Source organism: Actinomadura sp. NPDC023710 (genome assembly GCF_040639875.1).
In the GTDB taxonomy this organism is placed as follows: Bacteria; Actinomycetota; Actinomycetes; order Streptosporangiales; family Streptosporangiaceae; genus Spirillospora; species Spirillospora citrea.
Window position 1 is genome coordinate 78882 of sequence record NZ_JBFAGB010000008.1, and the last position, 14699, is coordinate 93580.

15 protein-coding genes are annotated in these 14699 nt (G+C 71.9%); 1 reads left to right on the forward strand and 14 read right to left on the reverse strand.

All coding sequences use genetic code 11. From position 1 onward, the window contains the following. Positions 1 to 9: 9 nt before the first annotated feature. The 4 genes from tatA to AB0H37_RS11645 are packed head-to-tail and all read right to left on the reverse strand — an operon-like array spanning position 10 to position 2673. Positions 10 to 375 carry a twin-arginine translocase TatA/TatE family subunit gene (tatA, locus tag AB0H37_RS11630; protein ID WP_179835153.1) on the reverse strand — a complete coding sequence of 122 codons (366 nt, stop codon included), beginning with the start codon at positions 373 to 375 and terminating at the stop codon, positions 10 to 12. A 26-nt stretch (positions 376 to 401) separates the two neighbouring features. Then, positions 402 to 623 carry a hypothetical protein gene (locus tag AB0H37_RS11635; protein ID WP_229810316.1) on the reverse strand — a complete coding sequence of 74 codons (222 nt, stop codon included), beginning with the start codon at positions 621 to 623 and terminating at the stop codon, positions 402 to 404. Between the two features lie 23 nt (positions 624 to 646). Continuing rightward, positions 647 to 1648 carry a WYL domain-containing protein gene (locus AB0H37_RS11640; RefSeq protein ID WP_329090325.1) on the reverse strand — a complete coding sequence of 334 codons (1002 nt, stop codon included), beginning with the start codon at positions 1646 to 1648 and terminating at the stop codon, positions 647 to 649. Next, complete coding sequence (locus tag AB0H37_RS11645) at positions 1645 to 2673, reverse strand: WYL domain-containing protein (protein WP_360612327.1); 1029 nt, start codon at positions 2671 to 2673, stop codon at positions 1645 to 1647. The genes AB0H37_RS11640 and AB0H37_RS11645 overlap by 4 nt, the downstream gene beginning before the upstream one ends. Before the next feature lie 96 nt (positions 2674 to 2769). On the opposite strand from AB0H37_RS11645, the gene AB0H37_RS11650 reads away from it, so the two are divergent. After that, positions 2770 to 3858, forward strand: coding sequence for a DUF3866 family protein (locus tag AB0H37_RS11650; protein ID WP_360612328.1), 1089 nt, complete (start codon positions 2770 to 2772; stop codon positions 3856 to 3858). Here the strand turns inward: AB0H37_RS11650 and AB0H37_RS11655 are convergent. From AB0H37_RS11655 to AB0H37_RS11700, 10 genes are all read right to left on the reverse strand, one after another. Then, positions 3855 to 4367: a DUF3291 domain-containing protein gene (locus tag AB0H37_RS11655; RefSeq protein ID WP_360612329.1), complete on the reverse strand. Its 513-nt coding sequence runs from the start codon at positions 4365 to 4367 to the stop codon at positions 3855 to 3857. The genes AB0H37_RS11650 and AB0H37_RS11655 overlap by 4 nt on opposite strands. Positions 4368 to 4399: 32 nt before the next feature. Beyond that, complete coding sequence (locus tag AB0H37_RS11660; RefSeq protein WP_360612330.1) at positions 4400 to 5056, reverse strand: helix-turn-helix domain-containing protein; 657 nt, start codon at positions 5054 to 5056, stop codon at positions 4400 to 4402. 45 nt (positions 5057 to 5101) lie between these two features. Then, on the reverse strand, positions 5102 to 6034 hold the full coding sequence (locus AB0H37_RS11665) for an FKBP-type peptidyl-prolyl cis-trans isomerase (protein ID WP_179835159.1): 933 nt from the start codon (positions 6032 to 6034) through the stop codon (positions 5102 to 5104). 134 nt (positions 6035 to 6168) lie between these two features. Beyond that, entirely contained in the window at positions 6169 to 7527 is a 1359-nt protein-coding gene (gene pafA / locus AB0H37_RS11670) for a Pup--protein ligase (RefSeq protein ID WP_179835160.1), read from the reverse strand. Between the two features lie 150 nt (positions 7528 to 7677). Next, positions 7678 to 8454: a proteasome subunit alpha gene (prcA, locus tag AB0H37_RS11675; RefSeq protein ID WP_360612445.1), complete on the reverse strand. Its 777-nt coding sequence runs from the start codon at positions 8452 to 8454 to the stop codon at positions 7678 to 7680. A 21-nt stretch (positions 8455 to 8475) separates the two neighbouring features. Further along, positions 8476 to 9321, reverse strand: a complete 846-nt coding sequence (gene prcB / locus AB0H37_RS11680) for a proteasome subunit beta (RefSeq protein WP_179835161.1) — start codon at positions 9319 to 9321, stop codon at positions 8476 to 8478. Positions 9322 to 9601: 280 nt separating this feature from the next. Continuing rightward, on the reverse strand, positions 9602 to 9811 hold the full coding sequence (locus tag AB0H37_RS11685) for a ubiquitin-like protein Pup (protein ID WP_021593619.1): 210 nt from the start codon (positions 9809 to 9811) through the stop codon (positions 9602 to 9604). Positions 9812 to 10086: 275 nt separating this feature from the next. Beyond that, positions 10087 to 11604 (reverse strand): depupylase/deamidase Dop, encoded by a 1518-nt coding sequence (dop, locus tag AB0H37_RS11690; protein WP_218935179.1) that lies wholly within the window; start codon positions 11602 to 11604, stop codon positions 10087 to 10089. A gap of 130 nt (positions 11605 to 11734) precedes the next feature. Then, positions 11735 to 13498: a proteasome ATPase gene (gene arc / locus AB0H37_RS11695; RefSeq protein ID WP_179835162.1), complete on the reverse strand. Its 1764-nt coding sequence runs from the start codon at positions 13496 to 13498 to the stop codon at positions 11735 to 11737. Positions 13499 to 13743: 245 nt separating this feature from the next. Beyond that, entirely contained in the window at positions 13744 to 14682 is a 939-nt protein-coding gene (locus AB0H37_RS11700) for a tRNA (adenine-N1)-methyltransferase (protein ID WP_329090305.1), read from the reverse strand. Positions 14683 to 14699: the final 17 nt, after the last annotated feature.

The window sequence follows — 14699 nt, forward strand, 5'->3', positions numbered from 1 at the left end:
TGGGCCGGGTCAGCCCTTGCGCGCCTGACCGGGGTCCGACACCGGCACACCCTGGATCGGCTCACCCGAGGCCAGCGCGCCGCGGGAACGCTGCCCGCCCTCGGAGGCCGCCGCCTCGCGCTCCAGCCGGGCCGCCTCCTCGCGCAGCCGGGCCGCCCTGTCACGTGCCTCGTCGCCCTGCGAGGTCGGCATGGTCTTGGCGGGCCGATCGGCGGGCGCGTCGTCATCGTCCTCGCGCAGGCCCTTGGTCTCGGCCTTCAGGATGCGCGCCGACTTGCCCAGCGAACGGGCGAGCTGGGGCAGCTTCGCCGACCCGAAGATCAGGACGACGACCAGCAGGATGATGAGCAGTTCGGGGGTCCCGATGTTCGGCATGTGCAGTCCTCTTCAACAGGTGACACTCAGGACGATCGTACGCCGTCCCCGGGCGGTTGTGGCGAGCGATCGTCCTCGAGCCGGGAGAGTTCATCGCGCAGCGCCGACCGTTCCGGTTCCAGCCGGCGCCTGGTGCGTTCCAGTTCACGTCCGAAACGCCGTACGCCGAGCCACACCTTGAAGGCGCACCAGGCGAGCACGGCCAGCCCGGCGAAACCGAGCGACACCGACACCGAGACCCACGCCACGCCCGCCACGCTATCCGATCGGCTCACGCCAGGCCGTACCGGGCCAGCGCGCGCGCCGCGTCGTCCCGCACCCCGGCCGCGATCGCCTCCGGGGCCACGACGCGGCCCTGGTCGCCGAGGCGCAGCGCCAGGCCCCGCACCCAGCGGGCGTCCGGGGTGCGCAGGACGACCCGGAGCCGCCCCTCCCCCAGTTCCTCCACGCTCTCGCACGGGTAGTAGTCGGCGACCCACCGGCCGCGCGCGGACAGCTCCAGGGTGACCGCCTCGTCCTGCGGCGAGGGGCGGAACAGGCCGGCGTCCACGTCGATCGGCTCCGCGTCGTCCGGCACCTCGGCGGGCACGTCCAGCACCGACAGGTCGGCGATCCGGTCCAGCTTGAACAGCCGCACCCCCTCGGCCCGGCGGCACCAGCCCTCCAGGTAGGTGGTGCCCTCCACGACCAGCAGCCGCATCGGGTCGACGTCGCGCTCGGTGTTCTCGTCCCGCGCCGGGACGTAGTAGGTCAGGTGCACGCGGCGGCCCGCCGCGATCGCCTCCCGCAGGACGCCGACCGCGGTGCGGGCCGAGTCGGCCGAGCCGCCCCGGGCGTCCACCTCCACGGAGACCTTGCTTGACACCGCCGCGGCCGCGCCCGCCGCGGTCTCCAGCTTGGCGATCACGCGGCTGAGCGCGTCCCGGTCGTGCAGCTCGGGGATCTCGGCCAGCATCCGCAGCGCCACCAGCAGCGCGCTCGCCTCGTCCACCTTCAGCCGCAGCGGCCGGGCGATCGACTCCGCCTCCGCCACGGTGATCTCCCCGCCCTCGTAGGACAGGTCGATCGGGCAGTAGGGGTCGGGCGCGCGCAGCTCCACGCACCACAGCAGGTTCAGGTCGTCGATCAGCTGCTTCTCGGTCACCCCGAACGCGGCGGCGGCCTCGCCGAGCGCCACCGAGTCGCGGTTCACCACGTACGGAACGAGTGCCAGCAGGCGCGCGAGCCGGTCCGTGGACGTCGTCGCCGCCTTCGCCGCGGTCTTCGCCGTCATCGGCCGTTCATCTCCCCATGCTCGCCGTGCGCCGCCGCCGGGTGCGCGCCGGACGCGGCCAGCACCGACTTCAGGTGCTGGACCACCGCCTCGCGCAGGTCCGGCGGGTCGAGGACCACCACGTCGTCGGCGAACCGCGCCAGGTAGGGCGCGAACCGGTCGACGTCTCCGAAGGTCAGGACCGCCTCGTCCCACTCCCCGTCCCAGGCCGGCTCCTCGACCGGGCGGACGTCGCGGGCCCACCGCCGCGGGCCCTGCGCCGCGCCGCGCCGCAGCCGGACGGTCGCCGGGCGGGGCTCGCCGAGCGGCTCGCTCCAGTCGAACGCGATGCGCCGCACGTCCACCCCGTCCGGGACCGTCACCGACCCGGGCGGGCCGTCCGGCGCGACGTCCCCGACGATGCGGCTCAGCCGGAAAACCCGCTGCTCGTCGCGGTCGCGGTCGAACCCGACCACGTACCAGCGGCCCCGCCGGCTCACCACGCCCCACGGGTCCAGGTGCCGGCGCGCCACCGACGTGCGCCCGATGCCCTGGTAGTCGAACGCGACCGGGCGGCCGTCGCGCACCGCCTCCCACAGGGCGGGGAAGGACGGGTCGTGCGTGTTCACCCGCGGCTCGATGCCCGTCGCGGCGGCCACGTCGGTCTCCACCCCGGCCGCGCGCAGCTTCAGCAGCGCCCCCGACGCCGCCTCGGCCATGCTGGCGCGCTGCCACACCCGCGCCGCCAGGCCCAGCACCGCCGCCTCGTCCGGGGACAGGTGGATGTCGGGCAGTTCGTAGGCCTGCGGGGGGATCCGGTAGCCGATCTCCTCGCCGCCGCCGCCCTGCTGGTCGCTGCCGACCTCCAGGGGGACGCCGAGCTCGCGCAGCTCCTCCTTGTCCCGCTCGAACATGCGCTTGAACGCCTCGTCGGAGTCGGGGTAGCCGGGCACCGCCCGGCGGATCTGCTCGGCCGTCAGATAGCGCCGGGTGGCGAGCAGGCAGACCACCAGGTTCAGCAGCCGCTCGGTCTTGCGCCGCGACACTTCGCCACCACCTCGTTCCCTCCGTGAGCCCCGAACCCCGGCCGGCGTGCCGATCGTCCCCACGTGCCGTCCCGCAGGACGCTACCGTTTCCCGGTGTGATCCGATGGCGCAAAGGCACAGTCGAGGACATCCGCCGCGAATGGCCGGGGGCGGTCGAGCTGGACGTCTCGATCGGGGGCGAAGGGACGCACCGGGCCCTGGCCTATCCCGCCCTGGTGGGCAGGCCCGAACCGGGCGACACCGTCCTGCTCAACACTACGGCCTTGGCGATGGGTCTCGGCACCGGCGGGTACGCCATGGTCGTCGCGGTCCCGGACCGGCTCCCGCCCGACCCGGAGGGGCCCGGCCACCTGGTCAAGGCCCGCTACACCCCGTTGCAGGCCACCGTCCTCGGCGCCGACGAGCAGGACTCCCCCCACCACGCGGTCCTGCGCGACGCCGACTCGCTGGACCGGATGCCCGTCATCGTCGCCGACCTGCACTCCGCGCTGCCCCCGATCCTTGCCGCCCTGCTGGCCGGGCGCCCGGACGCGCGGGTCGTCTACGTGATGCCGGACGGCGGGGCGCTGCCGTCGTGGTTCTCGATGTCGATCGCCCGGCTGAAGGACGCCGGGGCCCTCGCCGCGACCGTCACCGTGGGGCAGGCGTTCGGCGGCGACCTCGAGGCCGTCACCGTCCACACCGGCCTGCTGGCCGCGCGGCTCGTCCTGGAGGCCGACGCGGTGGTCCTCGCCCAGGGCCCGGGCAACCTGGGGACGGGCACCAAGTGGGGCTTCTCGGGCGTCACGGCGGGCGAGGCCGTCAACGCCGCGTCCGTGCTGGGCGGGCGGCCGGTGGGGTCGCTGCGGGTCAGCGAGGGCGACAGGCGCGAGCGCCACATCGGCGTCTCGCACCACTCCCTGACCGCCTACGGGCGCGTGGCGCTGGCCCGCGCCGACATCCCCGTCCCCGAACTCGGCGGCCCCTTCGGCGCCCGCGTCGCCGCCGGGGCCGCGCCGCTGGGCGAACGGCACCGGCTCGTCCCGGTCCCCGTCGACGGCCTCCACGAGACCCTCAGGACCGCCGAGAAGGACTGGGGCGTCCGGCTGTCGACCATGGGGCGCCGGCTGGAGGAGGACCTCCCCTACTTCCTCACGGCGGCCGCGGCGGGCCGCCACACGGCCGCCCTGCTCGGCCGACCCTAGAGCGCCGCGGGCCCGGTGCCGGCCGAAACGGCGCCGGCGTCGGCGTCCGCGGCCTCCTCGGCGGTGTAGGACGAGGTGAACGTGAACGCCCGCGGCGAGGGGCCGTCCGCGCGGAGCAGCGCGAGGCGCTCCATGGCCTCGCCGACGCTCGGGATGTGGCCCGCCGGCACCCACCACAGCACGAGATGCGCGTCCACGTGCCGCTGGAACCACTCGCGGCGGCGCCGCATCGTCTCCAGGTGGCCGCTGCGGTAGACGAAGTCCCACAGCGCCTCCGCCGACTCCCACACCGAGAAGTTGACGATGACGTCCTCGCCGGCGGGGCGCATCCCGGTGGCGTCGGCCTCCCCCTCCTCCACCAGCCGCCAGACGAAGCCGGGCGTGCCGTCGGCGAGCGCGTTGACCGGCTCCACCAGCGCGAGGAAGTCCGCCATGCGCGGGTCGCCGAGGGGAAAGCGGAGCGTGCCGAGGTTGAACTGGGCGAGGTGGTACCGGGTCCGTGTGCTCATGGGCTCACCCCACCACGCTCCCCACTTCTATGTCAATGTTCATTGTTTTTAGAAGGAGCGGCCGCGACGCAGCACCAGCCGGGCCGCGGATCCATCCGGACCCGGACCCGCGAGCCCTCCACCAGCCCTTCGAGCAGCGCCAGGTTCATCCCGCAGACGAGCGGCGGGAACTGCTCGGCGACCGTGTGGAAGGGGCAGTTGCGCATGCGCAGGACGGCGCCGTCGTCGTCCAAGACGGGTTCGTAGCCGCGGCCGGCCAGCACGTCCGCCAGCTGGTCCAGGTCGTCGAAGGGGGCGCCCTGGCCGCGCAGCGCCCGTCCCCTGCGGCGGGCCGCGTCCTGGAGCTCCATGTCGAGACCCGCCGTCTCGGCCGCCTCGGCCAGCAGCCCCGCCGCCGTCCGGTAGTCGCGGGCGGGCAGCGACACGTCCCGCTCCGCCGCCGAGCGCCGGTACACCTTCGCCGGGCGTCCCGCCCCGGGGCCCGACCGCCCCGTCAGCCGCCTGCTGCCGGCCTCCAGCAGCCCGGCGTCGACCAGCTTGTCCAGGTGGAACGCCGCCAGGGTCCGCGCGACGCCGGCCGCCTCGGCGGCCTCGCCCCGCCCCACCTCGCGGCCCTGCGCCGCGACGAACTCGTACAGCCGCCGCCGCACCGGGTCCTGCAGCAGCGCGATCGCGTCGATGTCCTCCATCCCGCCATTCTAAGAACGACGGGAACTCGACTTAGAGCGCGCGGCTCAGTGCGCGCCCAGCAGGTCCACGACGAACACCAGCGTGTCGTTGCCCTTGATGCCGAACTGCGCCAGCCCCTTCGCCCCGTACCCGAGGGCCGGTGGCACCACCAGCAGCACGCGGCCGCCCACCCGCTGGCCCACCAGGCCCTGGTCCCAGCCCTTCATGACCTGGCCGGTCCCGATCATCGCCCCGAACGGGTGGCCCTCCGACCAGGAGGAGTTGAACATCTTCCCGTCGCGCCAGAAGTACCCGCCGTACTGCAGCGCCACCAGCTGGCCCTTGCGCACGGCCGGGCCGTTCCCCTTGACCAGTGTCCGGACCTGGAGGCCCTTCGGCGGGGCCGAGCGCGGCATCGTCACCGCCGGCGCCTGCCCCGCCGCCGCGTCCGCCACCTTCGGCAGCCCCGGCTCGTCCAGCGGAGCCTGCCGCGCGCCGTGCGGGCCCGCCGTCCGGGGGTACACCGCCCGGACGTCCAGGACGTACACCAGCGTGTCGTCGCCGCCCACCTGGTGCTTCGGGTCGCCCTCGTCGCCGAAGCCGTCCTTGGGCGGGATCCGGGTCACCACCCGCGATCCCGGCCGCACTCCCTCGAACGCCTTGGTGAGGCCGGGCACCAGCCGGCCGGTGGGGAACGCGCCCGGCTCGCCCTTGGAGTAGCTGCTGGCCAGCAGCTTGCGCCCGCCCTTGTTCCACCGGTAGCCGACGTAGTCGGCCACGACGAGGTCGCCCTTGCGCGCCGCCGTTCCCCCGCCCTTCCTGACGGTCTTCACCGCGAAGGAGTCGCCGGGCGCCCCCTTGGGGAACTTCACCTGCGGCAGCTTCCCGAAGTCCCCGCTCACCTCGACGTCCACGCCGCCGCCCGAGCAGGCGGCGGACAGCACGAGCGGCAGGGCGAGCACGACGGCCGCGGGGAGGAACCGAACACGACGGCGCATACGGGGGTCCTTCGGGGGTGGTGAGCGCTACTGCGCGCTCACCCTACCGCCCAGGTGACCTGCCGGTAACCTGCCGTGCGCGTGTCGTCCCGCGCGGTCCGGGACGCGCCCCCGGGACCGCCGTGCCCCGCGCCCTACATGCCGGCGATGAGCTTGTCGACGCGCTCGTCCACGGAGCGGAACGGGTCCTTGCACAGCACCGTGCGCTGCGCCTGGTCGTTCAGCTTCAGATGGACCCAGTCCACCGTGAAGTCGCGCCGCTTCTCCTGCGCCTTGCGGATGAACTCGCCCCGCAGCCGCGCCCGCGTCGTCTGCGGCGGCACCGACTTCGCCTCGAAGATGTCGAGGTCGCGCGACACCCGGTCGACGGACGCCCGCTTCTCCAGCAGGTAGTACAGGCCGCGGTCGCGGTGCACGTCGTGGTAGGTGAGGTCGAGCTGGGCCACGCGCGGCGACGACAGCGGCAGGTCGTACTTGCGCCGGTACCGCTCGATCAGCTTGTACTTGATCACCCAGTCGATCTCGCGCGAGACCAGGTCCAGGTCGCCGGTCTCCACCGCGCGCAGCGTCCGCTCCCACAGCTCCAGCACCCGCTTGGCCGTCGCGTCGCCGCCTCGCGCGTCCACGAAGTCGCGCGCCTTGCCGTAGTACTCCTTCTGGATCTCCAGCGAGCTGGCCTCGCGGCCGTTGGCCAGCCGCACCTTCCGGCGGCCCGTCATGTCGTGGCTGACCTCGCGGATCGCCCGGATCGGGTTCTCCAGGGTGAGGTCGCGCATCACCACCCCGGCCTCGATCATCCGCAGCACCAGGTCGGTCGCGCCGACCTTGAGCAGCATCGTCGTCTCGCTCATGTTCGAGTCGCCGACGATCACGTGCAGGCGGCGGAACCGCTCGGCGTCCGCGTGCGGCTCGTCACGGGTGTTGATGATCGGACGGGACCGCGTCGTCGCCGACGACACGCCCTCCCAGATGTGCTCCGCCCGCTGCGACACGCAGTACACCGCGCCGCGGGGCGTCTGCAGGACCTTGCCGGCGCCGCAGATGATCTGCCGCGTCACCAGGTACGGGATCAGCACGTCCGCGAGCCGTCCGAACTCGCCGTGCCGCCCCACCAGGTAGTTCTCGTGGCAGCCGTAGGAGTTGCCGGCCGAGTCGGTGTTGTTCTTGAACAGGTAGATGTCGCCGGCGATGCCCTCCTCGCGGAGCCGCCGCTCGGCGTCGACCAGAAGGCCCTCCAGGATCCGCTCGCCCGCCTTGTCATGCGTCACCAGGTCGACGACGCTGTCGCACTCCGGCGTCGCGTATTCCGGATGGCTCCCCACGTCCAGGTAGAGCCGAGCCCCGTTGCGAAGGAACACGTTGCTGCTACGGCCCCACGACACGACCCTGCGGAACAGATAGCGCGCCACCTCGTCCGGTGACAACCGCCGCTGCCCGCGGAAGGTGCAGGTGACGCCGTACTCGTTCTCAAGCCCGAAGATGCGCCTGTCCACACCAAGACCCTATGCGGCGCGGCCGTCACTTGGCAGTCTCTCGACCCACCGTTTCCGGCGAACGCGGCCGCCGCGCCGCAAGGCGCCCGGAACGCCGCGGGCCCGTTTCGGCAGGCAGGGGCGCCGTCAGGCGGCCCGCCCGCCCGCGCGTCAGTCCTCGTCCGCGCCGGACGAGGAGGCCGTTCCGCCGGTGGTACCGCCGGACCCGGAGTCCTCGTCGCCGGAGGTGGTGCCGGACGCGGAGTCCTCCGCGGCGAGCAGGTCCCCGATCCGCGCCGCCGAGAGCCGCTTGAACAGCCGGTGCTCGCGATTGCGGTCCAGCACCGCGACCTCCAGCGAGGTCGCCTCCAGGTGCCGGTCGGAGTCCTGGGCCTCCAGCGCCCGCACGGCCGTGCGCAGCGCGTCCGCCAGCGAGGAGCCCTCCTGGTAGCCGTCCTTCAGCGACTGCGCCACCGCCTCGGCCTGCCCGCCCATGGCGACGTAGCCGTGCTCGTCGGCGACCGAGCCGTCGAACGTCAGCCGGTAGATCTGGTCGGTGTCGGCGTCGTCGCCCACCTCCGCGACGACCAACTCAACCTCGTACGGCTTGTTGGTCTCGGTGAAGATCGTCCCGAGCGACTGCGCGTACACGTTCGCCAGGCCCCGCGCCGTCACGTCGCGGCGGTCGTACTGGTAGCCGTTGATGTCGGCGTAGCGGACGCCCCCGAGCCGCAGGTTCTCGAACTCGTTGTACTTCCCCACCGCGGCGAACGCGATCCGGTCGTAGATCTCACTGATCTTGTGCAGCGCTCGCGACGGGTTGTCCGCCACGAACAGGATGCCGTCGTCGTACTGCAGGACCACGACGCTGCGGCCGCGCGCGATGCCCTTGCGCGCGTAGTCCGCCTTGTCCTTCATCTGCTGTTCGGGCGACACGTAGAACGGCATGGACACCGGTCTGGATCCCTTCTATCGCAGCGGGGCGGTCGGGCCGCCCGGCGAGTCGTAACGTGCGTCGACGACGGCCTGCGCCAGCGCGCCCACCTCGTCCTCGCCGAACCGGTGGTACCCGTCCGCCGTCACCGACGCCACCACGGGGAAGATCCGGCGCGTCAGGTCGGGCCCGCCCGTCGCCGAGTCGTCGTCGGCCGCGTCGTACAGCGCCTGGACGCACACCAGCGCGGCGTCCTGCGCCGACAGTTCGGGCCGGTAGAGCTTCTTCAGGGCGCCGCGCGCGAAGACCGACCCCGAGCCGATCGAGTGGAAGTCGCGCTCCTCGTAGCGGCCGCCCGCCGGGTCGTAGGAGAAGATCCGCCCCTCGTTCCGCTCCTCGTCGTAGCCCGCGAAGAGCGGCACCACCGCCAGTCCCTGCATCGCCATCGCCAGGTTCTGCCGCACCATCGTCGCCAGGCGGTTCGCCTTGCCCTCGACCGACAGCGTCCGGCCCTCGCGCTTCTCGTAGTGCTCGAGCTCCACCTGGAACAGCCGGACCATCTCGATCCCGATCCCGGCCGTGCCGGCGATCGCGATCGCGGAGAACTCGTCGGCCCGGAAGACCTTCTCGATGTCGCGCTGCGCGATGACGTTGCCCGCCGTCGCCCGCCGGTCGCCCGCCATCACCACCCCGCCGGGGAATCCGACCGCGACGATCGTCGTCCCGTGCGGGATGTCCTCGCCCGCCCGCGAGGACGGCGGCGTCCGCCTGCCGGGCAGCAGCTCCGGCGAGTACGCCCCGAGGAACTCCGTGAACGACGACGTATCCGGGCTCGCGAACAACCCCGGCAGACGTCCGGTGTGCGAATCGTGGGACGCCACGCGACTCCCTTCCCCTCCACCATGGCGCCGGCTTCGACAATCCCACCGGCGCGGACTCTACGACCCTACTGTTCAAGGTCGCCCGCGCGCATGCCGCCCGATCACCGGTCCGATCAGCCCACGGCGAACCCGGCGCGCCCGCGCCCGGCGCGCACGAGCACGGACACACGAACATGGGCGGGCCGCCGGGCCCACCCATGTCCTCACTACCGTGTCAAGTTGGAGTTCCGCTCCGGAGAAACGGCGATTCGCTATGTGGCCGATCCGCCCGATTCGGGGTTCACTGTCCGCCCTTTTGGATATAGGCGCGGACGAAGTCCTCGGCGTTCTCTTCCAGCACCTCGTCTATTTCGTCCAGGATCGAGTCCACGTCGTCGGTGAGCTTCTCCTGGCGCTCCTGCACGTCCTCGGTGGTCGTGGCCTCGGTCTCCTCGACCTCTTCCGTGCGCCGGGTGGTCTGCTTCTGACCGCCGGTGTCCTTCGTGGCCATTCCGTACCTCCGCTCTGCCGGTGCCTCCGACCCTATCTCCGATCTTCGACGGTGCGCGGAACTCTCGGGTCCGTTTCGCCGTCTCCGCCCGAGGACCGGGGGCATGCTCGGGTTATCGCCGGTCCACCGCCCACCGAAACGGGCAAAGCGGCCACGAAACCGGCCCGTTACCCGGCACGGCCGTTCGGTGGCGCCGGCCGTGCTCGGACCGTCCAGCCGTCCGGCGGACGCGCGAGCGGGGCCCTCAGGCGCGTGTGCGGCGCCCTCGGCCCCGTTCAGCCCTGGCCGGTCAGGGTGGCCACGAGGTCCGCGGCGGTGCGGCAGCGGTCCAGGAGGGCGCCCACGTGCTGCTTGGTGCCGCGCAGGGGCTCCAGGGTGGGCACGCGCTGCAGCGACTCCCGGCCGGGGACGTCGAAGATCACCGAATCCCAGGAGGCCGCGGCGACGGACTCGGCGTACTGGCGCAGGCAGCGGCCCCGGAAGTAGGCCCGGGTGTCCTCCGGCGGGTCCTCGACGGCGGCCTGGACCTGCGCCTCGGTGACGACCCGGTCGATGCGGCCGCGGTCCACCAGGCGGTTGTAGAGGCCCTTGTCGGGCCGGATGTCGGTGTACTGCAGGTCGACGAGCTGCAGGCGCGGGTGGGACCAGTCGAGGCCGTCGCGGCTGCGGTAGCCCTCCAGCAGGGACAGCTTGGCGACCCAGTCGAGCTCGCGGGACAGCTGCATCGGGTCGTCGCCGAGGCGGTGCAGGACGGACTCCCAGCGGTCGAGGACGTCCTTGGTCATCTCGTCCACGTCCACGCCGAACCGGTCCTCGACGTACTTGCGCGACTGCTCCAGGTACTCCATCTGGAGCTGGACCGCGGTCATCTTCCGGCCGTCGCGCAGCGTGAGCAGGTGCTTGCAGGACGGGTCGTGGGAGACCGCCCGGAGCGCGGCGACGGGCATGTCGACCGAGAGGTCGACGGTGAGGAAGCCGTCCTCGATCATGGCGAGGACGAGCGAGGTGGTGCCGAGCTTGAGGTAGGTGGACAGCTCGGCCATGTTGGCGTCGCCGATGATGACGTGCAGCCGCCGGTACTTCTCGGGGTCGGCGTGGGGCTCGTCGCGGGTGTTGATGATCGGCCGCTTGAGGGTGGTCTCCAGCCCCACCTCGACCTCGAAGAAGTCGGCGCGCTGGCTGATCTGGAAGCCGTCGCCGCGGCCGTCCACGCCGATGCCGACGCGGCCGGCGCCGCAGACGACCTGGCGGGAGACGAAGAACGGGGTGAGGTGCCGGACGATGTCGGCGAAGGGCGTCTCGCGGCGCATGAGGTAGTTCTCATGGCAGCCGTAGGAGGCGCCCTTGTTGTCGGTGTTGTTCTTGTAGAGCTGGATGGGGTGGGTGCCGGGGACGAGCGCGGCGCGCCGCGCTGCGTCGGCCATCACGCGCTCGCCCGCCTTGTCCCAGATGACGGCGTCGAGCGGGTTGGTGCACTCGGGCGCCGAGTACTCGGGGTGGGCGTGGTCGACGTAGAGCCGGGCGCCGTTGGTGAGGATGACGTTGGCGAGGCCGAGGTCCTCGTCGGTGAGCTGCGTGGGATCGGCGACCTCGCGGGCGAGGTCGAAGCCGCGGGCGTCTCGGAGCGGGTTCTCCTCCTCGAAGTCCCAGCGGGCCCTGCGGGCCCGTGCCGCCGACGCCGCCAGGTAGGCGTTGACGACCTGGGAGGAGGTCACCATCGCGTTGGCCCCTGGCTGCCCGGGTACGGAGATGCCGTACTCGGTCTCGATGCCCATCACCCGCCGCACACTCATATCGTCGAGCCTATCGGGGCCGGGAGGGTGGAGTCATGGGGCCCGCTGTTCGCGGCGCTCGTGGCGTGGCACACCCGCACGGCGGCCCCTGTGTGCAGGGACCGCCGCGCGTGTGCGTCAAGGCCGGGGGTTACAGGTACTGGCCGGTGTTGGCGACGGTGTCGATGGAGCGTCCGGCCTCGGAGCCCTTGGTCCCGGAGACGAGCGTGCGGATGTAGACGATCCGCTCGCCCTTCTTGCCGGAGATGCGGGCCCAGTCGTCGGGGTTGGTGGTGTTGGGCAGGTCCTCGTTCTCACTGAACTCGTCGACGCAGGCGGCCAGCAGGTGAGTGACCCGCAGGCCCTTCTGGCCGGTGTCGAGGAACTGCTTGATGGCCATCTTCTTGGCGCGGTCGACGATGTTCTGGATCATCGCGCCGGAGTTGAAGTCCTTGAAGAACAGGACTTCCTTGTCCCCGTTGGCGTAGGTGACCTCCAGGAAGCGGTTCTCCTCGCTCTCGGTGTACATGCGCTCGACGGTGCGCTGGATCATCGCCTCGACGGTGGCCTCGGTGGAACCGCCGTGCTCCTTGAGGTCGTCGGGGTGCAGCGGCAGTCCGTGGAGGATGTACTTGGAGAAGATGTCCTTGGCGGCCTCGGCGTCCGGCCGCTCGATCTTGATCTTGACGTCCAGCCGGCCCGGCCGCAGGATCGCGGGGTCGATCATGTCCTCGCGATTGGACGCGCCGATCACGATGACGTTCTCCAGGCCCTCGACGCCGTCGATCTCGCTGAGCAGCTGAGGGACGATGGTGTTCTCGACGTCGGAGGAGACCCCCGAGCCGCGGGTGCGGAAGATGGAGTCCATCTCGTCGAAGAACACGATGACCGGGGTCCCGGCGGACGCCTTCTCGCGGGCCCGCTGGAAGACCAGGCGGATGTGCCGCTCGGTCTCGCCGACGTACTTGTTCAGCAGCTCGGGGCCCTTGATGTTGAGGAAGAAGCTCTTGCCCTCCTGGCCGGTCTTCTCCGCGACCTGCTTGGCGAGCGAGTTCGCGACGGCCTTGGCGATGAGCGTCTTGCCGCAGCCGGGCGGACCGTAGAGCAGCACGCCCTTGGGCGGCCGCAGCTGGTGCTCGCGGAACAGGTCGGCGTGCAGGTAGGGCAGCTCCACCGCGTCGCGGATCATCTCGATCTGCGATCCGAGGCCGCCGATCTCGTTGTAGGAGATGTCGGGGACCTCTTCGAGGACGAGCTCCTCGACCTCCGCCTTGTGGATCTTCTCGTAGGCGTAACCGGACCTCGGTTCGAGCATCAGGGAGTCGCCCGCCCGCAGCGGGACGCCGCGCAGCGGCTCGGCGAGCTTGACGACGCGCTCCTCGTCGGCGTGCGCGATGACCAGGGCGCGCTCGCCGTCGTCGAAGAGCTCCTTGAGCATGACGACCTCGCCCTGCTCCTCGAACTTCAGCGCCTCGACGATGTTGAGGGCCTCGTTGAGCATGACCTCCTGGCCGCGCTGAAGTTCGTCGACGTCGACGGCCGGGCTGACGTTGACACGCAGCTTGCGCCCGCCGGTGAAGATGTCGACCGTTCCATCGTCGCGCGCGTCCAGGAAGACACCGAACCCGGAAGGTGGTTGTGCGAGCCTGTCGACCTCCTCCTTGAGCGCCACGATCTGTTCGCGAGCCTCTTTGAGGGTCGCTACGAGACGCTCGTTCTGACCGGTTACCGCGGCCAGGTTGGCCTGTGCCTCATGGAGGCGTTCTTCCAGCACACGTACTTGGCGCGGGGATTCCGCGAGCTTCCGGCGCAGCACGGAGATCTCCTCCTCCAGGAAGGAAATCTGCGTCTGGAGGTCCCTGACCTCCTTTTCGTGCTGCGCCCTGCGCGCCCCAGCATCGTCACGAGCGGCCACGCCCCGCCACCTCCTCACGAAGAGAGCCGACGACCTACTGAGACCCTACCTATCTGGAGGGCTTCCGTAACCTGCCCATTCGGTGTTCGTGTCGTGCGGGGGTCTTCCGGGAGGGTTGGCAGGGGTTCTGTGGGGGTGGCGGGGGTCGGGGGCTTACGACGTCTGGACCTGCGGGTTCGGCATGCCGGGCGTGTCGTGGCACGGCGTTTGCCGAGTCCGGTGGAGGGGCGCCGACGGAATGTGATCTAGGACTCGGCGGGATCCCCGGGCGCGGCGCCGGGCGTGGGCGCGGCGTCGCCGGTCACGGGGTGGGCGCCCTTCGCGGGACGGCGGCGCCGGGCGGGCGGGGCCACTCCGTCGGCGAGGCGCCGCGCGGTGACGAGGAAACCGGTGTGGCCGACCATGCGGTGGTCGGGCCGGACGGCGAGCCCGTCGACGTGCCAGGAGCGCAGCATCGTCTCGAAGGCGTAGGGCTCGGCGAACCGGCCGTGGGAGCGCAGGTCCTCGACGACCCGCGACATCTGGGTGGTGGTGGCGATGTAGGCGCAGACCATGCCCCCGGGGACGAGGGCCTTGGCGACGGCGTCGAGGGTCTCCCAGGGCGCGAGCATGTCCAGCACGACGCGGTCGACGTCGGCCTCGGCGAGGGCGTCCTCCAGGGAGCCGACGGTGAGGCGCCAGGCGGGGTGGGGCCCGCCGAAGAACTTCTCGACGTTGGCGCGGGCGATGTCGGCGAAGTCGGGCCGGCGCTCGTAGGAGGAGACGAGGCCGCGCTCGCCGACGGCGCGCAGCAGGAAGCAGCTGAGGGCCCCGGACCCGGCGCCGGCCTCGACCACGCGGGCGCCGGGGAAGATGTCGGCCATCGCGATGATCTGGGCGGCGTCCTTGGGGTAGACGACGGCGGCGCCGCGCGGCATGCGGAGGGTGAAGTCGGCGAGCAGCGGGCGGAAGGCCAGGTACTCGATGCCGCCGGTGGAGCGGAAGACGCTCCCCTCGGGGCTGCCGATCATGTCGTCGTGGGGGACCGAGCCCTTGTGCGAGTGGTAGACCTTGCCGGGCTGGAGCGTGATGGTGTTGATCCGGCCCTTGGGGTCGGTGAGCTGAACCTGGTCGCCGGGGCGGAACGGGCCGTGGGGGATGCGGCCGGGCGAGGGGGCGGGGCCGTCGGGTCGGGGTTCGCTCATGGAGGTCAAGGCTAGCG

What these genes read in the sequence shown, in the direction of transcription:
- prcA (WP_360612445.1), bottom strand. Translation starts at nt 8,454, where the DNA reads ATGCCGTTCTACGTGTCGCCCGAACAGCAGATGAAGGACAAGGCGGAC.
- AB0H37_RS11655 (WP_360612329.1), bottom strand. Translation starts at nt 4,367, where the DNA reads ATGAGCACACGGACCCGGTACCACCTCGCCCAGTTCAACCTCGGCACG.
- dop (WP_218935179.1), bottom strand. Translation starts at nt 11,604, where the DNA reads ATGAGTGTGCGGCGGGTGATGGGCATCGAGACCGAGTACGGCATCTCC.
- AB0H37_RS11685 (WP_021593619.1), bottom strand. Translation starts at nt 9,811, where the DNA reads ATGGCCACGAAGGACACCGGCGGTCAGAAGCAGACCACCCGGCGCACG.
- AB0H37_RS11660 (WP_360612330.1), bottom strand. Translation starts at nt 5,056, where the DNA reads ATGGAGGACATCGACGCGATCGCGCTGCTGCAGGACCCGGTGCGGCGG.
- AB0H37_RS11665 (WP_179835159.1), bottom strand. Translation starts at nt 6,034, where the DNA reads ATGCGCCGTCGTGTTCGGTTCCTCCCCGCGGCCGTCGTGCTCGCCCTG.
- tatA (WP_179835153.1), bottom strand. Translation starts at nt 375, where the DNA reads ATGCCGAACATCGGGACCCCCGAACTGCTCATCATCCTGCTGGTCGTC.
- AB0H37_RS11640 (WP_329090325.1), bottom strand. Translation starts at nt 1,648, where the DNA reads ATGACGGCGAAGACCGCGGCGAAGGCGGCGACGACGTCCACGGACCGG.
- AB0H37_RS11700 (WP_329090305.1), bottom strand. Translation starts at nt 14,682, where the DNA reads ATGAGCGAACCCCGACCCGACGGCCCCGCCCCCTCGCCCGGCCGCATC.